At 62.3% G+C, this 23018-nt stretch carries 21 protein-coding genes and 1 pseudogene; 16 read left to right on the plus strand and 6 right to left on the minus strand.

The window, feature by feature from the left end:
• Positions 1 to 83: 83 nt before the first annotated feature.
• From NZN28_RS04060 to tkt, 3 genes are all read right to left on the minus strand, one after another.
• The gene (locus tag NZN28_RS04060; protein ID WP_295395496.1) at positions 84 to 1001 is read right to left on the minus strand and encodes a quinate 5-dehydrogenase; all 918 of its coding nucleotides are present in this window, start codon (positions 999 to 1001) and stop codon (positions 84 to 86) included.
• 108 nt (positions 1002 to 1109) lie between these two features.
• Positions 1110 to 1301 (minus strand): hypothetical protein, encoded by a 192-nt coding sequence (locus tag NZN28_RS04065; protein ID WP_295395497.1) that lies wholly within the window; start codon positions 1299 to 1301, stop codon positions 1110 to 1112.
• Complete coding sequence (tkt, locus tag NZN28_RS04070; RefSeq protein WP_295395498.1) at positions 1302 to 3263, minus strand: transketolase; 1962 nt, start codon at positions 3261 to 3263, stop codon at positions 1302 to 1304.
• A 239-nt stretch (positions 3264 to 3502) separates the two neighbouring features.
• On the opposite strand from tkt, the gene NZN28_RS04075 reads away from it, so the two are divergent.
• The 7 genes from NZN28_RS04075 to NZN28_RS04105 all read left to right on the plus strand — a co-directional run bounded on the left by NZN28_RS04075 (position 3503) and on the right by NZN28_RS04105 (position 11691).
• Positions 3503 to 3616 carry a cytochrome c oxidase subunit 2A gene (locus NZN28_RS04075; RefSeq protein WP_295395499.1) on the plus strand — a complete coding sequence of 38 codons (114 nt, stop codon included), beginning with the start codon at positions 3503 to 3505 and terminating at the stop codon, positions 3614 to 3616.
• Between the two features lie 3 nt (positions 3617 to 3619).
• Positions 3620 to 4102: a cytochrome c oxidase subunit II gene (locus NZN28_RS04080; RefSeq protein ID WP_295395500.1), complete on the plus strand. Its 483-nt coding sequence runs from the start codon at positions 3620 to 3622 to the stop codon at positions 4100 to 4102.
• Between the two features lie 12 nt (positions 4103 to 4114).
• Positions 4115 to 5797 (plus strand): cbb3-type cytochrome c oxidase subunit I, encoded by a 1683-nt coding sequence (locus NZN28_RS04085; RefSeq protein WP_295395501.1) that lies wholly within the window; start codon positions 4115 to 4117, stop codon positions 5795 to 5797.
• Between the two features lie 109 nt (positions 5798 to 5906).
• The gene (locus NZN28_RS04090; RefSeq protein ID WP_295395502.1) at positions 5907 to 7064 is read left to right on the plus strand and encodes an MFS transporter; all 1158 of its coding nucleotides are present in this window, start codon (positions 5907 to 5909) and stop codon (positions 7062 to 7064) included.
• A gap of 69 nt (positions 7065 to 7133) precedes the next feature.
• Positions 7134 to 7403: a 30S ribosomal protein S15 gene (gene rpsO, locus NZN28_RS04095; RefSeq protein WP_295395503.1), complete on the plus strand. Its 270-nt coding sequence runs from the start codon at positions 7134 to 7136 to the stop codon at positions 7401 to 7403.
• A 282-nt stretch (positions 7404 to 7685) separates the two neighbouring features.
• A complete protein-coding gene (gene pnp / locus NZN28_RS04100; protein WP_295395504.1) occupies positions 7686 to 9830 on the plus strand; it encodes a polyribonucleotide nucleotidyltransferase in 2145 nt (714 codons plus the stop codon).
• A gap of 130 nt (positions 9831 to 9960) precedes the next feature.
• Positions 9961 to 11691, plus strand: a complete 1731-nt coding sequence (locus NZN28_RS04105; RefSeq protein ID WP_295395505.1) for a ribonuclease J — start codon at positions 9961 to 9963, stop codon at positions 11689 to 11691.
• A gap of 201 nt (positions 11692 to 11892) precedes the next feature.
• On the opposite strand, the gene NZN28_RS04110 is transcribed toward NZN28_RS04105, so the two are convergent.
• Positions 11893 to 12504: a YigZ family protein gene (locus NZN28_RS04110; RefSeq protein ID WP_295395506.1), complete on the minus strand. Its 612-nt coding sequence runs from the start codon at positions 12502 to 12504 to the stop codon at positions 11893 to 11895.
• Positions 12501 to 13316 carry a shikimate dehydrogenase gene (locus NZN28_RS04115; RefSeq protein WP_295395507.1) on the minus strand — a complete coding sequence of 272 codons (816 nt, stop codon included), beginning with the start codon at positions 13314 to 13316 and terminating at the stop codon, positions 12501 to 12503. Before NZN28_RS04115 ends, NZN28_RS04110 begins: the two co-directional genes overlap by 4 nt.
• A gap of 130 nt (positions 13317 to 13446) precedes the next feature.
• Between NZN28_RS04115 and NZN28_RS04120 the strand changes: the two genes are divergently transcribed.
• The 8 genes from NZN28_RS04120 (at position 13447) to cdd (ending at position 20289) form a co-directional block, all read left to right on the plus strand.
• On the plus strand, positions 13447 to 14721 hold the full coding sequence (locus NZN28_RS04120; protein WP_295395508.1) for an NfeD family protein: 1275 nt from the start codon (positions 13447 to 13449) through the stop codon (positions 14719 to 14721).
• 127 nt (positions 14722 to 14848) lie between these two features.
• On the plus strand, positions 14849 to 15847 hold the full coding sequence (floA, locus tag NZN28_RS04125; RefSeq protein WP_295395509.1) for a flotillin-like protein FloA: 999 nt from the start codon (positions 14849 to 14851) through the stop codon (positions 15845 to 15847).
• Between the two features lie 122 nt (positions 15848 to 15969).
• Positions 15970 to 16512, plus strand: coding sequence for a hypothetical protein (locus NZN28_RS04130; RefSeq protein WP_295395510.1), 543 nt, complete (start codon positions 15970 to 15972; stop codon positions 16510 to 16512).
• A complete protein-coding gene (locus NZN28_RS04135) occupies positions 16482 to 17459 on the plus strand; it encodes a PhoH family protein (RefSeq protein ID WP_295395511.1) in 978 nt (325 codons plus the stop codon). The genes NZN28_RS04130 and NZN28_RS04135 overlap by 31 nt, the downstream gene beginning before the upstream one ends.
• Positions 17460 to 17468: 9 nt before the next feature.
• Entirely contained in the window at positions 17469 to 17894 is a 426-nt protein-coding gene (ybeY, locus tag NZN28_RS04140) for an rRNA maturation RNase YbeY (protein ID WP_295395512.1), read from the plus strand.
• A gap of 67 nt (positions 17895 to 17961) precedes the next feature.
• Positions 17962 to 18366, plus strand: a complete 405-nt coding sequence (locus NZN28_RS04145) for a diacylglycerol kinase (RefSeq protein WP_295395513.1) — start codon at positions 17962 to 17964, stop codon at positions 18364 to 18366.
• A 105-nt stretch (positions 18367 to 18471) separates the two neighbouring features.
• Positions 18472 to 19848: a hemolysin family protein gene (locus NZN28_RS04150; RefSeq protein ID WP_295395514.1), complete on the plus strand. Its 1377-nt coding sequence runs from the start codon at positions 18472 to 18474 to the stop codon at positions 19846 to 19848.
• Positions 19849 to 19872: 24 nt separating this feature from the next.
• On the plus strand, positions 19873 to 20289 hold the full coding sequence (gene cdd, locus NZN28_RS04155; protein ID WP_295395515.1) for a cytidine deaminase: 417 nt from the start codon (positions 19873 to 19875) through the stop codon (positions 20287 to 20289).
• Positions 20290 to 20555: 266 nt separating this feature from the next.
• Here cdd and NZN28_RS04160 read toward each other — a convergent pair whose 3' ends face one another.
• Positions 20556 to 22082: a glycine--tRNA ligase gene (locus NZN28_RS04160; protein ID WP_295395516.1), complete on the minus strand. Its 1527-nt coding sequence runs from the start codon at positions 22080 to 22082 to the stop codon at positions 20556 to 20558.
• A gap of 361 nt (positions 22083 to 22443) precedes the next feature.
• Between NZN28_RS04160 and NZN28_RS04165 the strand changes: the two are divergent.
• Positions 22444 to 22929 (plus strand): annotated as a pseudogene (locus tag NZN28_RS04165) (Uma2 family endonuclease).
• The last annotated feature ends 89 nt before the right edge of the window (positions 22930 to 23018 follow it).

Raw genomic sequence — 23018 nt, forward strand, 5'->3', positions numbered from 1 at the left:
TTTTCGAGTTTCCAGGCCGCCACTGTTCTGTCCAGGACAAAGCTTTCTTATAGTCGAATGGCTCTAAATATGTGAAGGGCGCTCTAGTTTTGGACCTTTGGCTGCAACTCAGTGACCTCGGGCCCCAGGTTCAGTTTCTCGATGTACTCGAGGTAATCGGCCTCGCTCAAGGGGTACTTGCCCGCCGCGGCCACGATAAAGGCTTCCATCACGTTGGTTCCGAAGCTGCGGCCCTCCAGGCGCGGGGTGGTGGTGATGAGCTTGGCCACGCCCCTATCGCGCATGAACTCGAGGTCCTCGGGGGTGGTGGTGTTGGTCAGGATCAACTTGCCCTGCATATTCTCCGGCATGAAGCGGCGCATGAAGTGCCAGTCGCCCGCGATCACATCGGCCCACTCAAAATAGCGCTGGCGCCAGTCCTTGACCTGTTTTTCCTGTTTTTCGCCGGTCGGGTAGAGCCACTCGAAGGGCAGTTGGGTGATGAGGGGGAGCAGCAAATAGGCGATTTTTTGCAGCAACGACAGGCGGTAAAGGGGAATGGGCAGCCCCAGTCCAAATATAAAGTCGCCGTAGAGCACCCTGGCCCCGGCCTGATCGAGGGCTTCGGCCAACCCAAAGCGATCTACCGCACTGGGAACCAGCACTTTTTTGTCTTTCCAGCCAATCTCGTGCTCGAGCTGCCGCACGGCGTTGCGCTCGAGGGTATGCTTCAGCCCCGACCCGTCCAGCATGGGGGTTTTGCGGGCTGCATCGGCCAGGCGCTGCGAGTCGCGGAAGGTGTAGCGGCGCCGTCCGGCGTACACGTACAGGTCGGCCCCCCCAAGCCCGAAGGCATCCACTTTGCCGTCCAGCTCTTTGACCAGTTCAATGGCCTTTTCCCAGCTCCCATCGGTGCCAATGCGCTCGAGCACAAAGGTCTCGCCCAGGCTTGCCACATAGATTTCGGCCTTGGAGTTGCGCTTGGAGGAGCCGATGGAAACGCTCACCACGTGTTTGGGCATGGCTCACAGTCTACTACTGCGCCCAGTGGCGTCCAGAGCCTCGAGCCAACACCCGCCCCATCGCTTTGCCGCCATGAGACCCCTGCGCCAGGCAAGAGTGAACGCCCCCTACGGCCCGGCCATCGCCCGAATCAAACCAATCAGCGCCAGGCCCACGGCCAGACCCCACAAGAACTGGGCGGTTCGCTTGCTGGCCGCTCCCTGCAAGGCCAAAGCCCAGAACAGCAGGCCCAGGAGGGCCGCCCCCAGGGCCAGGGTGAAGAGCATCGCGGGCAGGTTGGCAAAAATGGTCTGAATCATCTAAACCCCCAGCAAGGCTTTGACTTCGGCAGCCACCCGTTCCCTGGTGAAGCCCAGTTTGCTGTACACATCGGCAAAGGGAGCGCTGGCCCCAAACCGGTTCAAACCCACCACCCGGTGGGCGTAGCGCTCCCAGCCCAGGGTTGTGCCGGCCTCGAGGGCCAGGGTGGGCAGGCTTCTGGGTAGAATCCCCTGGCGGTAGGTGTCGGGCTGGGCCTCGAAGGCTTCCCAGCAGGGGAGCGAGACCACCCGCACCGCAATCCCCTCCTCGGCCAGGAGCCTTTGGGCCTCCAGCGCCAGCGACACCTCCGAGCCGGTGGCCACAATGGCCGCTCGAGCCTCGGGCACATTGGCCAGGATGTAGCCCCCACGCTCAACCCCCTGGGGCCGCACCCCCTCCAGCACCGGCAGGGCCTGGCGGGTCAGGATCAGGGCGGTGGGGCCGTCGGTGCGCTCTAAAGCCATCTTCCAGGCCACGGCGGTTTCATTGGCATCGGCAGGCCGGATCACCCACAGGTTGGGGATGGCCCGCAGGCTCATCACGTGTTCGATGGGCTGGTGGGTGGGGCCATCCTCACCGACCCCAATTGAGTCGTGGGTAAAGACAAAAACCGTAGGAACCCCCATGATTGCGGCCATGCGAATGGCCGGTCGCATGTAGTCCGAGAAAACCAAAAAGGTTCCGCCGTAGGGCCGCAGGGCCCGGCTGAGGGCCAGGCCGTTCATAATGGCTCCCATGGCGTGCTCGCGCACCCCGTAGCGAATGTACCGGCCCTCAGGGTTGGCCTGGCTGAAGTCGGTCATGTCCGGGGTGCGGGTGTTGTTGGAGGGGGTCAGGTCGGCAGAGCCGCCCATCAGTTCCGGCAGCACCGGCACCAGTTTCTCCAGCACCTTGCCCGAAGCCGCTCGGGTGGCGAGCTTCTCGCCGGCTGTGAAGCTCGGCAGGTGCACCTCCCAGCCCTGAGGCAGCTGGCGATTCAGCCGGCGTCGGAACTCAGCGGCTTTTTCGGGCTGGGACTCGGCCAGGGCGGTTAGTTTTTCGGCCCATTCGGCCTGGGCCTTTGCGCCCTTTTCAAGCACACGGCGGTAGTCGGCGTAAACCTCCTCGGGAATGACAAACGGCTCGTAGGGCCAGCCCAGGGCCTGCCGGGTTGCAGCCACTTTTTCGGGGCCCATCGCGTCGGAGTGGGCCTTGTGATGGCCTGCCAGGGGCGAGCCAAACCCGATGATCGAGCGCACCGAGATCAGGCTCGGGCGGGGGTCGGCCTGGGCTTCGCGCAGGGCAGATCGGATGGCCTCGAGGTCTTCGCCATGCACCCCCCGCACCACGTGCCAGCCGTAGGCTTCGTAGCGTTTCAGGCGGTCTTCGGTAAAGGCCAGCTCGGTGCTACCGTCAATCGAGATCTCGTTATCGTCGTACAGCACAATCAGCCGGCCCAGCCCCAGATGCCCCGCCAGAGACGATGCTTCGCCGCTCACGCCTTCCATCAAATCGCCATCGGAAGCAATCACATAGGTAAAATGCTCGGCAATTTCGCCAAACTCGGCCACCAGCTTGCGCTCGGCAATAGCCATACCGACTGCGGTTGAGATGCCCTGGCCCAGTGGCCCTGTCGTCACCTCAACGCCGGGCGTGTGGCCGTACTCGGGATGCCCTGGGGTTTTGGAGTCCCACTGGCGAAAGCGCCGGAGCTCCTCCATGGGCAGGTCGTAGCCCGTCAAGTGAAGCAGCGCGTAGAGCAACATCGAGCCATGGCCTGCCGAAAGCACAAAGCGGTCCCTGGCGGGCCACTGGGGGTCTTTGGGGTTGTGTTTCAGGAACTCTGTCCAGAGCACGTAAGCCGCCGGAGCCATGCCCATGGGCATACCTGGGTGGCCGGACCTGGCCTGCTCGACGGCGTCCAGGGCCAGGATTCGAAGAGCATCAATCGAGGCTTTGGCAGTGGGAGGGGTCTGGGTCATACTCCGCAATCATAATGCCTGAAGAGGACAGTACACCCCAAATTCATCCAAGCTGTGGGTAGGCTACGCAAATCTTCTGCCAGAAGGGCGTTGCTCGATCCCGCATGAAAGCGAAACCCTGTGTGCCGGGGCGCTCGAACCAAGGCCTTTCGATGACTATTTTCTGTTTCGGGACGTTTTTCCTTAGGACATATGTACTCTCACCACCTTCTTAGACTCCCTCCAAGGGGGAAACCGCTATGGAAGAAAAAGAACAACGACCCATAGGTGCACTCGTGGTGGTTGGGGTGGTGACGGTGTTCATCCTGACCTTTTGGTTTTTCCACTTCTTCATGCATCTGGCAAGGGGTTAAAACATGGAACACAACGAGCACATCCTGGAGCGCTATGAGCGGGCCTGGATTTTTTTCGGCCTGGCTATGATTACGGTCTTCATCATCCTGATTGGGTACATGATGCTAACGATGGGGAATACGAACCCGGTAGGTGCTGGCCGCATCGATGCTACCAAGGTTCGCACCGAGGGGAATTTTGCCAATCCAAGGGTTGAACAAGTGGGCAACGAGTACGTCGCATATGTTCAAGGGTTTTCATTTGGATACCTACCTGCGGAAATGAAGTTCAAAGCAGGCCGGAAAGTTACGTTCTACATTACCTCACCGGATGTCCAGCACGGCTTTCAGGTCGAAAACACCAACATCAACGTTCAAGTGATTCCGGGTGAGATCGCCAAATTGAGCTATACATTTGAGAAGCCTGGTGAATACCGCATCATCTGCAACGAATACTGCGGAATTGGTCACGCCAACATGATCAGCAAGCTAATCGTGGAACCCTAAAAGGAGTCTTTGATGGCAGTCAAAACCTTTCCCATGAACGATGCCTACGTGGGTGCGCCCGAAAAGAAATACACCCTATTTATGCTGATGCTGGGCTTTATCGCCCTGATGGTCGGCACCCTGTTTGGCCCCTTGCAGTCGTTCAACTATGGCGGGCTGGATTTATACCCCTTCCTCAAGCCGGTGTTCCAGAGCTATTACCAGGGTCTGACCCTCCACGGTGTGCTGAACGCCATCATTTTCACCCAGCTGTTTGGCCAGGCCATTATGGTCTACCTGCCCGCTCGAGAGCTGGGTCTGAAGCCCAATATGACCCTGGCCTGGGTCTCGTTCTGGATGGCCCTGATTGGGCTTCTCATAGCTGCCCTCCCCTTGCTGGGGAATGCCGCCAGCGTGCTGTACACTTTTTATCCACCCCTCCAGGCCCACTGGGCTTTTTATGTGGGAGCAGCCATCTTTGTGCTTTCCAGCTACGTCAGCATCTATCTGGCACTTGACATGTGGGCGCGCTGGAAAAAAGCCAACCCAGGCAAGATTACCCCTCTGGCCACCTATATGTCGGTCACCTACTGGCTGATGTGGCTTTTGGCCAGTTTGGGCCTGGTCGTGGAGGCACTGTTCCTGATTGCCTGGTCGCTGGGCCTGGTGGCAGGGGTAGACCCGCTCTTGATGCGTACCCTGTTCTGGTACACCGGCCACCCCATCGTGTATTTCTGGCTATTACCGGCCTATGCCCTGGCCTACACCACCCTGCCCCGGCTGGCCGGCGGCAAGCTTGTCTCCGACCCGCTGTCCCGCCTGGTCTTCCTGTTGTTCTTGCTGTTCTCGGTGCCGGTAGGCTTCCACCACCAGTTCGCCGACCCCGGCATTGCCCCCTACTGGAAAATGATCCATACCATCCTGACCATGATGGTTGCGGTGCCCAGTCTGATAACCGCCTTCACCATTGCCGCATCGCTCGAGGTTGCAGGTCGGGCCAACGGCGGCAAAGGCATCCTGGGCTGGATTACCGCCCTCCCCTGGAACAACCCCACCGTGCTGGCCTTCTTGCTGGGCTTCCTGGCCTTCATCCCCGGGGGCGCGGGCGGGATGGTCAATGCCAGCTTCAACCTCAACCAGAACGTCCACAACACAGTCTGGATTCCCGGTCACTTTCATTTGCAAGTGGGCACCCTGGTCACCATGGCTGCGATGGGCACGGCTTTCTGGCTGATTCCACACCTGACCGGCAAACCGCTGGTAGCCCGCGGCCTGGCCCTGGCCTCGCAGTGGCTGTGGTTCCTGGGCATGTTCATCATGACCTTCGCCCTTCACTGGATGGGCTTCCTGTATGCCGTGCCCCGTCGCTCCCACATCTCGGGTAGCCCGGTGGCCATGGAGGCCTTCCGCGACAGCGCGGCCTGGATGGTCTTGAACATTGTGTCGGGGGTTATCCTGCTCATTGCGGCCATCCTGTTCTTCTACGTCATCTACGCCACCGCCCTGCAAAGCCGCCGTGAGCCCAGCCAGGTGATGGCCGAAGTGCCTTTTAGTGAGGTCATCTCCAAACCGGAAGGCAGCAGCCTGGCCCTGCTGACCGAGCGGGTCTGGTTCTGGTTTGGCATCGCCGTTGTGCTGGTGGTGCTGGCCTACGGCCCGGTGCTCTTCCAGATGTTTACCAATATGAACCCGGTTCCGGGGCAGCGGCTCTGGTGACCTTTCCCCTCGAGATATGCCTCTGGCCCGGCCCAGGGGCATTTCTCGTTTGGCGAAGTCCCGCCCGACCACCGGCCTGATGCATGAAGCTGGCTGTAGATTGAGGGCCATGAAGAAGCTGCCCCGCGAAGTTTATGTTCTGGGCACGGTCAGTCTGTTTACCGATATCGCCTCGGAGATGGTTTATCCGCTCCTACCCTTGTTTCTGACCGGGGTGCTGGGGGCCTCTACAGCGCTGGTTGGCCTGATCGAAGGCATTGCGGAGGCCACAGCCAGCCTGTTCAAGGTCGTCGGAGGGCGCATCTCAGACCGGATGGCGGCCCGCAAGCCGCTGATTTTGTTGGGCTATGGCTTTCCGGCTTTGCTCAGGCCGGTGCTGGCTTTGGCCGTAGCCCCCTGGCAGGTACTGGCCTATCGGTTTCTGGACCGGGTGGGCAAGGGGCTTCGCACCGCCCCCAGGGACGCCCTGATTGCCGAGGTGGCCAGCCAGGACAGCTACGGACGAGCCTACGGGCTGCATCGGGCCATGGATACCCTGGGGGCCACGCTCGGGCCGTTTCTGGCCTTCTTGCTTCTGCCCTTGCTGGACTTTCGCGGGGTGTTTTGGGTCTCGGCCATTCCTGCGGTTCTGGCCACCCTCATTATTTTGCTCTTCTTAAGGGAGAAGCGCGGCCTCGCCCGACCCTTGCCGGCCCTTCGGTTATCGGCGTTTTCGCCGCAATACCGCTGGTTCTTGCTGGCAACGGGCGTGGCTACGCTGGGCCTGTCCTCCAACGCTTTCCTGATTCTGCGCCTGAACGACCTGGGTCTATCGGCGGCCCAGGCCACCCTGGTCTACACCGGCTACAACCTGGCCTACGCCCTGTTCGCCTATCCGCTGGGGTCATTGGCAGACCGCCTGGGTGCGCGTCGTTTGGTGCTGCTGGGGTTCGCCGCTTATGCCCTGGTCTACCTGGGGTTCGGCTTCAGTTTCGCTGCCTGGCACGGAATTGCCTTGTTTTTGCTGTACGCTTTGTACAGCGCTGCCTTCGAGGGCAGCAGCCGGGCCTATCTGGCGCAAATCATCCCGGCCACCGAAAAGGCCAGCGCCATTGGGCTCTACCACACCCTGGTCGGCTTGCTCTTGCTGCCGGCCAGTGCCCTGTTTGGTTTTTTATGGCAACATTTTGGTGCCAGCGTGGCCTTTTTCACCGGAGCCGCTTTTGCCCTTTCAGCCATGTTTTTGCTCTTGCTTGACCCTACCCGCAAGGGCCGCTATACTAGCTAGCTGGCCTCGAGCAGGCCATGAGGAAGCCCCGGTCAAGAGGACTGCGGCTCACCCGACAAGGAGACTTTCATGCCTTTTACCAAAGAAGAAAAAGCCCGTGTCATCGAGAAGCACGCCCATCAAGCCGGCGACACCGGCTCAACTGAAGTGCAGGTAGCCCTCCTGACCGAGCGCATCAACCGCTTGTCTTCTCATCTGAGTGCGCACAACAAGGACGTGGCCGCCAAGCGCGGTCTGCTGACCCTGGTCGGGCAGCGCAAGCGATTGCTGACCTACCTGGAAAACAAAGACAAAGCTCGCTACAAGGCGCTCATTGAAAAACTTGGGCTGCGAAAATAAAAAAAGCTCCGGGGGCAACCCCGGACGTTCTCTTTCATGTACAATGCAGTTGACTCGGTAGGCGGGGCCGGGGGTTGGCTCCGCCAATCACTTAAGGCTAAGCCCCTCGACTTTCACCAGCTCATTGCTCGGCGCATCCTCTTGAATATGTCCCGACCCGCAAGCTACCTATTCCACATCCAGAGTGCGTGCCCGATGCATCACCCCCGGTGGGGTGCAGCCGACCTTTTAACTTAGCCCTAAAGCGTACCCAGCGCTATAACTGGGCCCTCAGGAGTTGATATGAACGCGGAAAACCCAATACCCCAAGGCAAGCGCTACAGCGTGGACGTGGGGGGCCGTACCCTGACCATTCAAACCGGAAAATATGCCAAGCATGTTTCCGGGTCGGTCTGGGTTAGCTATGGCGAGACGGTGGTGATGGCCACGGCCCAGGCTTCCGAGGCCCCCATCCAGGCCGACTTTTTGCCCCTAACGGTCGAGTTTGAAGAGCGGCATTATGCCGTCGGGCGCATTCCAGGCAGCTTCATGCGGCGCGAGGGGCGACCCGGCGAAAAGGCCATTCTCTCGGCCCGTCTGACCGACCGCCCCATCCGGCCCCTTTTCCCTAAAGGCTTCCGGCATGAGGTGCAGGTGCTTCTGACGGTGCTCTCCGCCGACCAGGAAAACACCCCGGACATTCTGGGCCCCATTGCGGCCAGCGCCGCGCTGATGCTCTCCGACATCCCCTGGGAGGGCCCCATCGCCTCGGTACGGGTGGGCTTGCAGGATGGCCGTTTGGTGCTGAACCCCATAGCGCAGGAAGATAGCCAGCTCGACCTGGTGGTGGCCGGCTCGAAGGACGCCATCATCATGGTGGAAGCCGGAGCCAAAGAGGTTTCGGAAGACCAGCTGGTGCAGGCCCTCGAGTTTGCCCACCGGGCCATGCAGCCCATTCTGGAGCTACAGGAGCAGATGCGGGCCGAACTCGGCAAGGAAAAGTTTGCCCACGTGCCCCCGGCCCAGCTCGACGCCGAAACCCAGGCCGCCCTCTACCGGCGGGCCATGGAAAAAGGGCTTTCGAGCGTTTTGCAGACCGCTTCCAAAGGCGAACGCTCGGCGGCTTTGGAGGCCTTCCGCGAGGCGCTGTTGGATGAGTTTGTGCCCCAGCAGCCAGACGGCACGGTGGACCTGGAGCGGCGCAAGCTGGTGGCCGAGGCCTTCGAAGAGGTGGTCAAGCAGGAGCTGCGCCGGCTGGTTTTGCAGGAAAACAAGCGGGCCGACGGGCGCACGCCTCAACAGGTGCGCCCCATCTGGATTGAGAGCAATGTGCTGCCCAAACCCCACGGCTCGGCCATTTTCAGCCGGGGCGAGACCCAGGTGCTGGGCGTGGTCACCCTGGGCACCGGTCGAGACGCTCAATTGGTGGACGACCTCGGCATTGAGACCGAAGACCCCTTCCTGGTCCACTACAACTTCCCCCCCTACTCCACCGGTGAGGTCAAGCGCCTGCGGGGGGTCAGCCGCCGCGAGGTGGGACACGGCAACCTGGCCAAGCGCGGCCTGAAGGCGGTGCTGCCCTCCAAGGAGGAGTTCCCCTACACCATCCGGGTGGTGGGGGACGTGCTCGAGTCCAACGGTTCTTCCAGCATGGCCACGGTCTGCGCGGGCTGCCTGGCCCTTCTGGATGCCGGGGTGCCCCTCAAAAAGCACGTGGCGGGGGTGGCTATGGGCCTGGTCAAGGAGGGCGAGCAGGCCGTGGTGCTGACCGATATCCTGGGCCTCGAGGATGCCCTGGGCGACATGGACTTCAAGGTCACCGGCACCCGCGATGGGGTCACGGCCTTGCAGATGGACATCAAGATCAAGGGCCTCACCCCCGAGATTATGCGGGCCGCGCTCTACCAGGCCCGCGAGGCCCGGCTGCACATCCTGAGCCTGATGGAGCAGGCCGTGCCCACCCACCGCGCCGAGATGAAGCCCCAGGTGCCGCGCATCCTGACCCTCAAGATCAACCCCGAGAAAATCGGCGGCATTATTGGGCCGGGGGGCAAGAACATCCGCGCCCTCGAGGAGCTCGGCGTGGAGATTGACATCGAGCAAGACGGCACCATCCGCCTCTACAGCACCAATGCCGCCGCAGCCGAGGAGGCCAAAGCCCGCATCCTGGGTCAGACCGCCGAGGCCAAGGTGGGCGAAATTTACGAAGGCACCGTCACGCGCATCACCAACTTTGGCGCTTTTATCGAAATTCTGCCCGGCAAAGATGGGCTTTTGCACATCAGCCAGCTGGCCCAGGGCCGGGTCGAGAAGGTCGAGGATGTGCTCAAATTGGGCGACAAGCTCAAGGTCAAGGTCAACAAGATTGATGAGCAGGGTCGGGTGGATTTGATTCGTCCGGAGCTCGAGGGCCTGGTCGCCCCCCGCCGACCTCCGGTCAAGCGCTAACCCCGGCCTTTTCAAGCCGTGTGGGTTCTTGCATTGTGCGTAGCTATGGCTAAAGCCACAGACTGCCCACGCCAGGGCGTGACCGGGCCGGGCCTGTTCCGACCCATGCGGCATTTCCGTTGGAGCAACCATGAACGACACCCCCCCTTTTAGCCGTCCCAGGGGGCCGCGCAAGCGGCAAGAAAGGCCCAAACCCAAGGGGCCTGTCCTGCTGGGCAAACCCAATAGCGCTGTCGAGATTGTGTTTCTGGGAGGAACCGGCGAGATCGGCAAAAACATCACCGCCGTGCGCTACGAAGACGAGATCTTCGTCATTGACGGGGGTCTGGCCTTTCCAGATGCACGCATGCTGGGCGTGGACATCGTGATTCCACGCATTGACTACCTGATTCAGAACAAGAACCTGATTAAGGGCTGGGTGCTCACCCACGGGCACGAAGACCACATCGGAGCCCTGCCGTACCTGTTTCCCCAGTTGCCTCGGGTGCCGGTGTACGGAGCCAAGCTCACCCTGGGACTGGTCAAGGGCAAGCTCGAGGAATTCGGCATCAACCCCGGTGAGTACCACTTCAAAGAGGTCTCCCCCGATGACCGGATTCCCATGGGGCGTTATTTCCAGCTCGACCTGTTCCGCATGACCCACTCCATTCCGGACAACTTCGGCATGGTCATTCATACCCCTATCGGCAGAATCGTGCACACCGGCGATTTCAAGCTCGATGAGCGCCCAATTGACGGCAAGACCTCCCACCTGGAAAAAATCGCCCAGGCCGGGGATGAGGGGGTGCTCTGCCTGATTATTGACTCCACCAACGGCGAGCGCCCCGGCATCACCCCCACCGAAAGCGAGGTGGCCGAGGAGCTCGATAAAGTAATCGGGGCTGCCAGGGGTCGTATTTTTGTGACCACCTTTGCCTCCCACATTCACCGCATCCAGTCGGTGGTCACAGCCGGCGAGAAGTATGGGCGCAAGATTGCGGTCGAGGGACGCTCCATGCTCAAGTATGCCCGGATTGCCCTCGAGCTCGGCTACTTCAAGCAAAAAGACCGTTTCTACACCCTCGACGAAATCAAGGATTTGCCCGACGAGCAGGTGCTGGTCATCACCACCGGCTCTCAGGGCCAGCCCGAGGCGGTGCTGGCCCGCCTGGCTGCCGGCAACCACGCCAAAATGAGCATTCAGGAGGGCGATACGGTCATCCTCAGCAGCAGCCCCATCCCCGGCAACGAAGAGGCGGTCAACACCGTAATCAACCAGCTCTATGCCCTGGGGGCCTATGTCTTCTACCCCCCGCGCTACCGCGTGCATGCCTCGGGCCATGCCAGCCACGAAGAGATCAAGACCGTGCTCAACCTGGCCCGGCCCCGGTTTTTGCTGCCCTGGCACGGCGAGATTCGTCACCAGACCAACCTCAAATGGCTGGCCCAGAGCCTTCCACAACCGCCGGAAAAAATCCTGATTCCCGAGAACGGGCGCCTAATCAAGCTCACCCCCAACAACATCGAGTTCGATGGCAAGGTGCCGCACGGCCAGCTCTATGTGGATGGGCTGGGTGTGGGCGATATTACCGACGAAATCCTGGAAGACCGCCAGCACATGGCCGCCGAGGGGGTGGTCATTATTACCGCGCTGGTCAGCCGCGACCCGCTGGTCGAGGTCATCTCCAAGGGGTTTGTGAAAGCCGGGGAGCGCCTATTGGGCGAGGTGCGCAAGATGGCCCTGGACTCGCTGTACAAAGGGGTACGGGAAAAGAAGCGGCTCGAGGAGATCCGCGACGACATCTACTACCCGGTCAAGAAATTCATCGCCAAGAACACCGGGCGCAACCCGGTCATCCTGCCCATTGTGATTGAAGGCTAGCAGGCGAGAACCAGGGGCTATACGAGAAGCGAGCCGGTTATCGCGCTCTTCTCAGACGTGGCCGCCACGAAAACGAGAAGGGACAAGTGTCTGCGTTGCGTCTGGGCCAAGGCGCATGTTTTCAAGTTTCCAGGCGGCCACTGTTCTGTTCAGAACCAGACTTTCTCGAACTCGAATGGCTCAAAATATGAGAAGAGCGCTCTAGCATGCCTCGAGCCGCTCCAACACTCGCAGAAGCGCCCGGCCTCGAGTCTGGTCGCGCACCGCGTCCAAGAACTGGGGCAGCCGACTTTCCTCCAGGGTGAAAACCACGGCCAGACCTGCTTCGGTGTAGGTCTCGGTTTCGCGCTGGAGTCCCTCCAGCAGGTGAAACACGGTCTGGCTGAACTCAAAGGGGGCTTGCAGGGCGCAGCGCACCCGGGGCACCAGAACCCGCTTGGGGGCTTGCCGCAGGCACTCTGAGGCGGCGCCTCCGTAGGCCCGCACCAGCCCTCCTGCGCCCAACTTGACCCCCCCAAAGTAGCGGGTCACCACCACCATCACCCCATCCAACCCCTGCGCTTCGAGGGCGTTCAGGATGGGGCGTCCCGCGGTACCGGCGGGCTCGCCATCGTCGGAAAAGCGATACAAAGGCCCCACCTTGTAGGCCCAGCAGTTGTGGGTGGCCTCGGGAGCCCGCACCGACTGCAAAAAGGCCTGGGCCTCTTCGGGACTTGTCACCGGCGCAGCCTGGGCCACAAAGCGCGAGTGTTTGACCTCGAGTTCGTGGCGCCAGGCGCGCTCCAGGGTGAGCCTTGATGGCGGGCCGCTCATGGCTGCAAGGCTTCAGCGAGCCGGGCCTGGGCTGCTTGGTACATGACCCGGAGATCGGCCTTGACCCCTGTCCAGAGTTCAAAGGCCAGCGCCCCCTGCCAGACCAGCATGGGCAACCCCCCCAGGGTGGGCAGGCCCGCTCTTTGGGCCTCGAGCATCAAGCGGGTCACCGGCGGGTTGTAGATGATGTCCACCACAGCCCCCGCACGCGGCAAACAGCCCTCGGGCAGGGGGGAACTCAGGGGGTCTTGCAAACCGACGCTGGTGGTGTTAATCAGCAAATCGCAGCTATGAACCGCCGCATCCAGCAAAGGCGCCGAAACCAGGTGCAGCCCCAGGGCTTTGCAAAGGGCTTGGGCCCGCTCGAGGGTGCGGTTGTAAACGGCTACGTGGGCCCCTTCTTCCTTGAGGGCGTAGGCAATGGCCCGGGCGGCCCCCCCCGCGCCCAGCACCAGGGCCTTTTTGTTGCGGTAAGGGATGCCGGCCTCATCAAGGCTTGAAATAAACCCCGGCGCGTCGGTGTTGTAGCCAATCAAGCGCTGCCGGTCGCACACAATGGTGTTGACCGCACCGATGGCGCGGGCCTCCGGGCTCAGTTCGTCCAGGTAGGCCAGCACGCTCTCTTTATGTGGAATGGTTACGTTGACCCCTGCGTAGTCGCGCCGAATTTCCTGCAAACGGGCCCGTAAAAAGGGGGGTGGGGTCTCCAGGGCTCTGTACGAACCCTCCAGCCCCGCCGCCCTCAGGGCCGCCTCTTGCATCACGGGCGAAAGCGAATGTTCGACTGGAAATCCAATTACCCCGAGTTTCACGACTGGATTCTAAGCCCCCTGCAAGCATTTGCCAAAGGCCAGAAAGGGTTCTGCGCCTGGCCGCTGCTGGCCCGTGCCCACCCCCCCTCACATTACACTCCCCCTGACCTGGCTTGCTAAGATAAAGTTGGTGAGAAACTTACTTTTCGCCCTCTTGTTGGCTATCTCCTGGGCGCAGGCCCGAACGTTTGTTATTCCCATAGAGGGAACCATAGACGGGCCGCTGGCCACTTTCGTGGAGCAATCCCTCGAGCAGGCCGAGCGCGAGGGGGCCAGCGGGGTGGTGTTCAGGGTCAACACCCCCGGCGGGCGGGTAGATGCCGCCATCCGCATCACCGACCGCATCCTGGCCTCCACCGTGCCCACCCTGGCGGTGGTCGAGAACGCCTTTTCAGCGGGCGCTCTGATCTCTTTGGCCGCCCAGCAAATCATGATGCTGCCCGGTTCCAACATCGGGGCGGCCCTGCCCATCACGGTCACGCCGGTGGTGGGCAACGCCAATGCGGCCGACCGCAAGGTGATCTCGGCGCTCAAAGGCAAGTTCCGGGCAGTGGCCGAGGCCCGCAACCGCCCGGCCAACATCGCCGAGGCCATGGTAGACCCCGAGGTGGAGGTGCGCGGCATCACCACCAAGGGCGAGCCCCTGACCCTTTCAGCCAAGAAGGCGGTGGAACTGAAGGTGGCCGATGCCGAGGTGGCCAGCCTGCGGGCGGCCCTCGAGAAAGCCGGTTTCAACACCGAGACCCAGGAAGTGCAGCCCGGCCCCCAGGTGCGGGTGGCCCGCTTCCTCACCGACCCCACCATTGCGGCCATCCTGCTGGCGGTTGGGGTGCTGGGGCTCATTCTGGAGTTCTTCACCCCCGGCACCTTTATTCCCGCCATCATCGGCCTGACCTCGTTGGGCCTGTTCTTCCTGGGGGGCTACCTGGCTGGCCTTTCCAGTGCGCTCACCATCATCCTGCTCTTTGGCGGTCTGTTGTTGGTGGCCTTCGAACTCTTCGTGACCCCCGGTTTTGGCATTCCGGGCCTGGTGGGGCTCGGGTTGATTGGGGCCTCCATCTATTTCACCTTTGGCGACGAGGCCCTGCAGGTGGGCTCCTTTGCCATCATTGGGCTGGCGGTGGGGCTCTTCCTGATCTTCCGCTACCTACCGCGGGGGCGGGTGGCCCGGCCCTTTGTGCTGAGCAGCGCCGTAGAGGAGGTGGCCCCCCCCAAAAACGAGCTGGAGTCCCTGCTCGGTGCAATCGGCAGCGCCCTTACCGACCTGCGACCGGCAGGTACGGCCCAGTTCGGTGACCGTCGGGTAGATGTGGTGACCGCAGGTGAGTTCATTGACCGTGGTCAGACCATCCGGGTTGTGCAGGTCGAAGGGCCCCGGGTGGTGGTTCGCAAGGTAGAGGGCTGACGGGCTGCTGGGGCCTAGGTTCGTATGGTGCGCTCTTGGCCTGCGGCGGGGCTCCATTGGGCGGCTTTGCAATGATGTACCCTTAGGATAAGGTTTGACGGTTAACCCGCTTCGTTAGGAGGACTACATGGAGTTTGGAGCTTTGATCGTAGCAGGTATCGCTTTGCTGGCGGTTTTTCTGTTCTTTTACCTGGTTCCCGTTCCGCTCTGGATTACGGCGCTGTTTTCGGGGGTCAACGTGCCCCTGACCGCCCTGGTGGGGATGCGTTTTCGCAGAATTCCCCCGGCCAAAATCGTGAATCCGATGATCAAGGCCTTCAAGGCGGGGATTCCGGTGGAAACCGCCAAGCTCGAGGCCCAGTACCTGGCCGGTGGCAACGTGGATCGGGTGGTGGATGCCCTCATTGCCGCCGACAAAGCGGGCATCAAGCTCAACTTCGACCGCGCCGCCGCCATTGACCTGGCGGGCCGCGACGTGCTGGACGCGGTGCGGCTCTCGGTCAACCCCAAGGTCATCACCAGCCCCATGGTGGCCGGTATGGCCAAAGACGGCATCCAATTGCTGGCCACGGCCCGCATTACCGTACGGGCCAACATTGACCGGCTGGTCGGGGGCGCCGGGGAAGAGACCATCGTGGCCCGGGTGGGCGAGGGCATCGTGGCCTCGATTGGCCAGTCGGAAGACCACAAAATGGTGCTCGAGCAGCCCGACCGCATCTCCAAAACCGTGCTGGCCAAGGGCCTGGACGCCGGTACGGCGTTTGAGATTCTTTCGGTGGATATCGCCGAAGTGGACGTGGGCAAAAACATCGGGGCCCAGCTTCGCACCGACCAGGCCGAGGCCGACAAGAAAATCGCCCAGGCCAAGGCCGAGGAGCGCCGGGCCATGGCGGTGGCGGTGGAACAGGAAAACGCAGCCCTGGTCGAGGCCATGCGGGCCAAGCTGGTCGAGGCCCAGGCCGCCGTGCCCATGGCGCTCGCCGAGGCCCTGCGCAGCGGACGGATGGGGGTGATGGACTACTACCAGCTCAAGAACATCGAGGCCGACACCGACATGCGCGAATCCATCAGCAAGGCCAGCGGCGGCAGCACCCCCGAGGGCGGGTCGGGTGCGTCCCCGCGCTAGAGGCCACAGGGGGAAGGTGGGGATGAAGGAAGCGCCAACCAGCACCAGGCCGCAGGGGAACCGGGGGTTTGGGGCTGCCTGCCCCTCTTCCCTGCGCCTGCCCCCCCTTCCTGGAGGCTCGTATGGGTTTAGATGACCTCTTAGGCCTGCTTTTCCTGTTCTTTTTTATCGTGCTGCCCGCCTTGCAGGGCCTGTTGCGGCGGGGGCAGCAGATGCCGCCCGATTTCGAACCGGACGAGATTCCCCTCCCCGGCGAGGAGCGGCGTCCACCGGCCCAACCCCGGCAGGCACCGCCCCCCCAGTCCAGCGCTCCTGCACGTCCGCCTGCCCCCACCGCGCCGCCCGCTCGACCTCCGGCCAGCACGACTTCCACCCGGCCCCCGGCCAGCCAGCCTGGCCCCCCCCCCAGGCCCAAAACCCCGCCTGCCCCGCGCCCTAAAACCCTCGAGGAAATCGAGCGCGAACGTCTGGCCCGAACCGGGGCCCGTCCGGCCCAGGAGCCGCCGCGGCCAGCTCCGCCGGCTGCCAAACCCAAAAGCAAACCCCCCGAGCCGTGGGCGTTCTCCACAACCCCCCATGCTATTCTGAATGGGGTGGTCTGGCATCAGGTGCTGGCCGAACCCAGGAGCCAATATTGGAGAAGAGTACGCAAACCAAAGCGATAATCCCCCTGCGCTCACCCCAAGAAGCCCTGGCCTTGCTCGGCCACGGCGACAAGCATCTCAAAACCCTGCGCAAGCTCCTCCCGGCCCAGCTGGTTGTGCGCGGGCAGGAAGTGCAGATATCGGGCGACCCCGAGGAAGTGCGGCTGGCCGAGCGGGTGGTGCGGGATTTGGTTACCCTGGTGCGCCAGGGGGCCGAAATTGACGCAGGCACCCTCGAGCAGGTCATTCTGGTCGCCGAAAATGGGCAGTCGCTGCCGGTCGAGACGGCCACACCGGCCCTGGGCAACGAAATCACCCTGCCCGGTCGGCTCAAGCCCAAAACCCCCGGGCAGCGACAGTACGTGGAGGCCATCAGCAGCCACGACATCACCTTTGGCATCGGCCCGGCCGGAACCGGTAAAACCTATTTGGCCGTGGCCATGGCCGTGGCCTTTTTGAAAGCCAAGAAAATCAAGCGCATCATCCTGACCCGCCCCGCTGTGGAGGCCGGGGAGCGTCTGGGCTTTTTGCCCGGCGACCTTCAGGCCAAGATTGACCCCTACCTGCGCCCTCTCTACGATGCCCTCTTCGACATGATTGATGCCGAGCGCTTCGACCAGTACATCCAGTCGGGGGTCATTGAGGTGGCCCCGCTGGCCTTTATGCGCGGGCGCACCCTCAACGATGCTTTTATCATTTTGGACGAGGCCCAGAACACCACCCCCGAGCAGATGAAGATGTTCCTGACCCGGATGGGCTTTAATAGCCGGGTGGTCATCACCGGTGACATCACGCAGATTGACCTGCCCAAAGCCCAGAAAAGCGGCCTGGTGGAGGCCATGCGCATACTCAAGGGCATCCAGGGCATCGCCCAGCAGCGCTTCCTGGAGTCCGACGTGGTGCGGCACCCACTGGTCGCCCGCATCATCAAGGCCTACGAGACCCACGAGCACGAGAGCGAGCGCTAAGGCTTGGCGATGGCCCGGGTGCATGTGGTCGCCCAAACCCCCCTGCCCAGGGGCCTGAGCCCCCAGGTGCGCAAAGCCCTGCAAAGCCTGCTGGCCGAACTCGGGCACCAGGACAAATCCCTTACGCTCATCCTGACCGACGACCCCGCCATTCGGGCCCTCAAGCGGGCGCACTGGGGCGAGGACGCCCCCACCGACGTGCTCTCGTTTCCGACCTACGAGCCCGGCGACCCCTTTGTGCCCCCCCACCTGGGGGATATTGTGATTAGCCTGGACACCGCGCGTCGCCAGGCCACCGAACAGGGCCACAGCCTGCTCAGCGAGGTCAAGGTGCTGGCGGCCCACGCCCTGTGGCATCTTCTCGGACACGACCACCTGAGCGAGGCGGAGTGGGAAGGCTTCCGGCAGGTGCAAGCGCGCATCCTCGAGCTCTGAGGTTCGGGTAAGCTACTATGGCCGAGGGTGGCAAAACCACCCGTCGAACACCCCTCCCCCTGGCCCCATGCCCACCCTGACCCCACCCCCCAAGCCCGGCTCCGACCCCCTGCCCTTGCGGGGCCTGCGGGCCTCCTTTGCCTATGCCTGGGCGGGGGTTCAACTGGCCTGGAAAAGCCAGCGCAACTTTCGCCTCGAGGTTTACGTGGGCGCGGCGGCCCTGGGCCTGGCTTTGTGGTTGCAGGTCAACCTGGTGCCGGTTTTGTTGCTGATAGCCCTGGTGCTGGGCCTGGAACTGCTGAACACCGCCCTCGAGGCCCTGGTCGACCTGGTCTCGCCCAACTATCATCCCCTGGCCAAAGCCGCCAAGGATGTGGCCGCCGCAGGGGTGCTGGTCGTTAGCGTAATTGCCGCTCTGATCGGGGTTCTGTTGTTTTTGCCGCCGCTTGTGAGCCGGTTGGGGCTGTGGTAAACTTGCGGCTAGTAGCGTATGGACTCCCCTTCCAAACGTAGCCCTGGCATTGCCCTGGAACGCTCCGGGGCGAGTTAGTTTTTGGATGGGTCGAACGCGAACCCTATGGAAAGTATCCCTGGCAGTTTTGGCATCATCGTCCTGCTCATCCTGATCAATGCTTTTTTCGTAGCCGCCGAGTTCGCCCTGGTGGCGATTCGGCGCAGCCGGGTCGAACAGATGGCCGAAAGCGGGGCCTGGCAGGGCAAATTGCTCAAGCAGGCCATGGCCCGACTCGATACCTACATCGCCACCACCCAGCTCGGCATCACCGCCACCAACCTGATTCTGGGCGCGTTTGGCGAACCCTACGTGACCCGCCTGATTGTGGCCGGAATTGCCACCCTGTTTGGCCAGAGCCAGGCTTCCGTCGCCGCCGAGAGCAGCTTGCTTTCCACCCTGAGTTTTGCCATCTCGGTCATCATCATTACTTTTATCACGGTGCTGTTTGGCGAGCTGATTCCCAAGGGGATTGCCCTTCAACGCACCGAGCAGGTCGCCGGCTACACCATCCTGCCCCTCAACGTTTTTCAGCGCCTGACCGCTCCTCTGGTGTGGCTGTTCAACCGCAGCGGCAACTTCTTTCTGAAGCTCCTGGGCCTCAAGGAAGCCCCCTCGCACTCCATGGTCGGGAGCGCCGAGGAACTCAAGCTGATTGTGGAGGCTTCCTCCAAGGAAGGGGTGCTCGACGAGAGCGAAGGCGAGATTATCAGCCAGATTCTCGACCTCGAAGAGACCCCGGTGCGCTCGATCATGGTGCCCCGGGTGGACATGGTGGCCATCTCGGCGGAAGCCACCTTGCGTGAGTTCTGGAACATGGCCCGCGAGCACCGCTACTCCAGGGTGCCGGTCTTCCGCGACACCATTGACAACATCATCGGGGTGGCCTACATCAAAGACCTGCTGGAGTACAGCGGCCCGGTCATGGAGAACACCAAGGTCAGCAGCATCTGTCACCCTGCCTACTTTGTGCCCGAGACCATGGGGGCCCGCGAGCTGTTGCGCGAGATGCGCCGCCGCAAGACCCACATGGCCATCGTGGTGGATGAGTTCAAGGGCACCGCCGGCCTGATTACCCTCGAGGACATCATCGAAGAAATCATCGGAGAGATTTACGACGAGTCCGACGAGGAAGAAGCCGCCCCGGTGCAGGAGGTGGCCGAGGGGGTCTATATGCTGGACGCCTCCATCCCCCTCGAGGACGCCTCGGAGAAACTGGGCATCGAGCTGCCCGAAGGCGAGTACGACACCCTGTCGGGCTTCCTGATGAACGAGTTTGGGCGCATCCCCGAGGCGGGCGAAAAGCTCCTGTACGGCGGTTTCGAGTTCATCGTGGAGCTTGCCGACCCCAGGGGCATCGAGCGGGTACGGGCCCAGAAGAAAACCCCCCAGCCCAGCGACGACGAGACCCTGAGCGAGTCGGTGGCCTCGGAAGAAGCCTAGAAACGGTTGCAGTATGCTGGTGGGGTGTCCAAAACACCTCCAGAAGTCAAAGAACTGTTGCATCTGCTCCTGACCCGCGCCTACGCCCCCTACTCGGGCTTCGCGGTCGCCGCTGTTGTCAAGTCCAGGTCAGGCCGGCTGTATGGCGGCGTGAATGTGGAGAACGCAGCCTATCCCCTCTCGCGCTGTGCCGAACAGTCGGCAACCCTGCAAATGGTCTCGGCGGGCGAGCAGGAGATTGTCGAAGTCTGGGTGATGAGCCGAGGGAAGCAACCGGCAACCCCCTGTGGCGGCTGTCGGCAGGTGCTGAGCGAGTTTGCCCCCTCTGAGACTCCGGTGCACTGCCTGAGCGCGGATGGCCCCGAGCTCCACGCCACCCTTGGTGCGCTTCTGCCCCATGCCTTTTCGAAGCAGTATCTGGATGGGCCGGAAACCCAATAACTTTCAGGTTGGCATCGGACATCAGCGTCCTCCACCGCTACCGCAAAACCCTGTTCGCAGTGCGACAGACACGAGACAAACTCCACCTCAACACCTTTGCCCACCCCGCCAAAGTACCCCACCCCCAGGCGGGACTCGAGCAGCTCGAGCCAGCCTGGAAAATGCCTTTCGCCCTCCCGGGCATGGCAGCCGGTGCAAATGGCCAATCGCAACACGTCCGGCTGGCCTCGCAAACAACTGTAGCCGTGCGCCCTTTGGGGCCTTATTCAGCCCCGCAGGCGCTCTTGCAGGTACTGCGCCAGTTCCTTCACCGGCACCCGCTCTTGCTGCATGGTATCGCGGTCACGCACCGTCACGGTGTCTTGCAAGGCGGTGCTGCCGTCCTGGCTCCTGCCGATGGTGTCGTAGTCAACCGTGATGCAGAAGGGCGTGCCCACCTCGTCGTGGCGGCGGTAAGCCTTGCCGATGTTGCCGGTGTCCTCGTAGAGCACCCGCCCCAGGCCCAGGGCTTGCAGTTCGGCCTTGAGGCGGCGGGCATAGCTGGTAATTTCCTCCTTGTTTTTGGCCAGGGGAATGACCGCGACCTTGATGGGGGCCAGGTGCGGCTTGAGCTTGAGCACGATGCGCTCCTCGCCGCTCTCCAGCTTTTCCCGGGTGTAGGCCTCGGACAAAACGGCCAGCACCCCCCGATCCACGCCCGCCGAAGGCTCTATCACGAAGGGCACGAACCACTGCTTGGTCTCGGGGTCCTGGACGGCCAGCTTGGTGGTGGAGTCGTGGTTTTCCAGCACCCTGGCCTGGATGCCCAGCTCGGCCTGGCCTTTGGTGTGGCTGCCCAGGTCGTAGTCGCTGCGGTTGGCAATGCCCTCGATTTCCTCGAAGCCCAGGGTGGGAAAGTTGTACATCAGGTCGAAGGTGCGCTTGGAGTAGTGCGAGAGGTCTTCCTTGGGCACGTCCAGCACCCGGATTTGCTCGCGGGGAATCCCCTGGGCCGCCCACCACGCCAAGCGGGTCTCGAGCCAGCGCTGGTGCCACTCCTCGTCGGTGCCGGGTTTGACGAAGTACTCGATTTCCATCTGCTCGAACTCACGCACCCGGAAGATAAAGTTGCGGGGGGTAATCTCGTTGCGAAAGGCCTTGCCAATCTGGGCGATGCCAAACGGCAGCCGCCGGGCCGTGGCGTCCAGCACGTTCTTGAAGTTGACAAAAATGCCCTGCGCGGTCTCCGGGCGCAGATAGCCATAGGAGTCTTCGTCGGCGACGGGGCCAATGCTGGTTTTGAACATCATGTTGAAGGGCCGGGGGGGCGTCCAGTCGCCCGGTGTGCCGTCGGCAGGGTCCACCACCCGGGCGGTGTTCATGGCCAGCGCGGCCTTTTCTGGCTCGGCCAGCAAGCGCGAGACCAAAGCGGCCAGGTTGTCGCTCTCGTGCAGGCCCATCGCCTGGGAGAGGGTCTCCAGCACTCCGGGTTTTTGCTCCTTGAGCAGGTGGTCGAGCCGGTAGCGCTTTTTGGAGACCCGGTTGTCCACCAGGGGGTCGGAAAAAGTGGCCTCGTGGCCTGAGTAGAAGAGCACCAGCCGGTGGGTCAGGATGCTGGCGTCGAGCCCCTCCATATCGTCGCGCTCGTAGACCATGGCCTTCCACCAGGCGGCCTTAAGGTTGTTTTTGAGTTCGACCCCCAAAGGGCCGTAGTCGTAGGTGCCCTGAAGGCCCCCGTAGATGTCCGAGCCAGGGAAAATGAACCCCCGGCGCTTGCACAGGCTCACCAGTTCTTCCATCGTTTCGGCTGGCATATATCTCCCTTCGGCCTGTAAGGTTTGGCCCGACCACCCCGTGCCGCAGAATGAGAAAACCCCGGGCACGAATGCCTGGGGACGAAAGTTCAGGACTGAAGCCTCCGCGGTTCCACCCCAGTTCCTTAGGAAAATGCCCCTAAGGCCCTTTGAGCTGCGCTGAAGTATGGCCCGCTGCCCTTCACCCGGTTCTTGGCTGCCTGGCTCGCACCCTCCCAGGCTCGCTGAAGCGGAACGCCGGGCTACTCCTGCGGTTCAGCGCAGGTTTCAGGTTAACACATAGCGCCAAGCCAAGCAAGGATTTTGCTATGCTGAAAACGTGCCCCGGCTCGAGCCCCCGGTCAGAAAAAACCTGGCAGTGGTGGAGTTTCTCGACTTTGAGCCTGGTTCGCAGGAAAAGCACGAGTTCATCCAGGGTCAAATTGTCCCGATGGCTGGCGGAACCCCTCGCCACAACCGCCTGGCCGTTCGACTGGGCAGCCTGCTCGAGAATCCAGGCCAGAATACCCGCTGTCTGGTGGCCATTGCCGATACCCTGGCGCAGGCCGTAGATGCCTTGTATGACCCCAATGTAATGCCGTACTGGGAGCAAAAGGACCATGCCAGGGTATAAAAACCCTGTCTCTTTGTAGAAGTCCTGCCTGAGCACACGGCTTCAACCGACCGGGGAGAAAAATGGCTCCACTACCAGAGCCTTAGCAGCCTGCAAATGTACGGGTTGCTCGAGCAGACCACCCCACGGGCCGAGGTCTTTCGGCGGATGGGGCGGCTGGTTTTACGAAAAAATCGAGCGCGGCCTGCTGCGGCCATCTTGTTGAGACCTCGAGGTGCCGCTCGAGGACATTGATTCCCGCCTGGAATAAGCCAAAGCGCTACACGCTGCAAAGCCCGCAAAACCGCGTCCGAGCCATTTTCGCCATCGGGCCTACCCGGCGG

Origin of the sequence: Meiothermus sp. (genome assembly GCF_025056915.1) — a bacterium.
In the GTDB taxonomy this organism is placed as follows: Bacteria; Deinococcota; Deinococci; order Deinococcales; family Thermaceae; genus Meiothermus.

What these genes read in the sequence shown, in the direction of transcription:
- NZN28_RS04150 (WP_295395514.1), top strand. Translation starts at nt 18,472, where the DNA reads ATGGAAAGTATCCCTGGCAGTTTTGGCATCATCGTCCTGCTCATCCTG.
- NZN28_RS04160 (WP_295395516.1), bottom strand. Translation starts at nt 22,082, where the DNA reads ATGCCAGCCGAAACGATGGAAGAACTGGTGAGCCTGTGCAAGCGCCGG.
- pnp (WP_295395504.1), top strand. Translation starts at nt 7,686, where the DNA reads ATGAACGCGGAAAACCCAATACCCCAAGGCAAGCGCTACAGCGTGGAC.
- NZN28_RS04085 (WP_295395501.1), top strand. Translation starts at nt 4,115, where the DNA reads ATGGCAGTCAAAACCTTTCCCATGAACGATGCCTACGTGGGTGCGCCC.
- floA (WP_295395509.1), top strand. Translation starts at nt 14,849, where the DNA reads ATGGAGTTTGGAGCTTTGATCGTAGCAGGTATCGCTTTGCTGGCGGTT.
- NZN28_RS04065 (WP_295395497.1), bottom strand. Translation starts at nt 1,301, where the DNA reads ATGATTCAGACCATTTTTGCCAACCTGCCCGCGATGCTCTTCACCCTG.
- NZN28_RS04080 (WP_295395500.1), top strand. Translation starts at nt 3,620, where the DNA reads ATGGAACACAACGAGCACATCCTGGAGCGCTATGAGCGGGCCTGGATT.
- NZN28_RS04060 (WP_295395496.1), bottom strand. Translation starts at nt 1,001, where the DNA reads ATGCCCAAACACGTGGTGAGCGTTTCCATCGGCTCCTCCAAGCGCAAC.
- NZN28_RS04105 (WP_295395505.1), top strand. Translation starts at nt 9,961, where the DNA reads ATGAACGACACCCCCCCTTTTAGCCGTCCCAGGGGGCCGCGCAAGCGG.
- rpsO (WP_295395503.1), top strand. Translation starts at nt 7,134, where the DNA reads ATGCCTTTTACCAAAGAAGAAAAAGCCCGTGTCATCGAGAAGCACGCC.
- NZN28_RS04090 (WP_295395502.1), top strand. Translation starts at nt 5,907, where the DNA reads ATGAAGAAGCTGCCCCGCGAAGTTTATGTTCTGGGCACGGTCAGTCTG.
- NZN28_RS04145 (WP_295395513.1), top strand. Translation starts at nt 17,962, where the DNA reads ATGCCCACCCTGACCCCACCCCCCAAGCCCGGCTCCGACCCCCTGCCC.
- NZN28_RS04110 (WP_295395506.1), bottom strand. Translation starts at nt 12,504, where the DNA reads ATGAGCGGCCCGCCATCAAGGCTCACCCTGGAGCGCGCCTGGCGCCAC.
- ybeY (WP_295395512.1), top strand. Translation starts at nt 17,469, where the DNA reads ATGGCCCGGGTGCATGTGGTCGCCCAAACCCCCCTGCCCAGGGGCCTG.
- tkt (WP_295395498.1), bottom strand. Translation starts at nt 3,263, where the DNA reads ATGACCCAGACCCCTCCCACTGCCAAAGCCTCGATTGATGCTCTTCGA.
- NZN28_RS04075 (WP_295395499.1), top strand. Translation starts at nt 3,503, where the DNA reads ATGGAAGAAAAAGAACAACGACCCATAGGTGCACTCGTGGTGGTTGGG.
- NZN28_RS04130 (WP_295395510.1), top strand. Translation starts at nt 15,970, where the DNA reads ATGGGTTTAGATGACCTCTTAGGCCTGCTTTTCCTGTTCTTTTTTATC.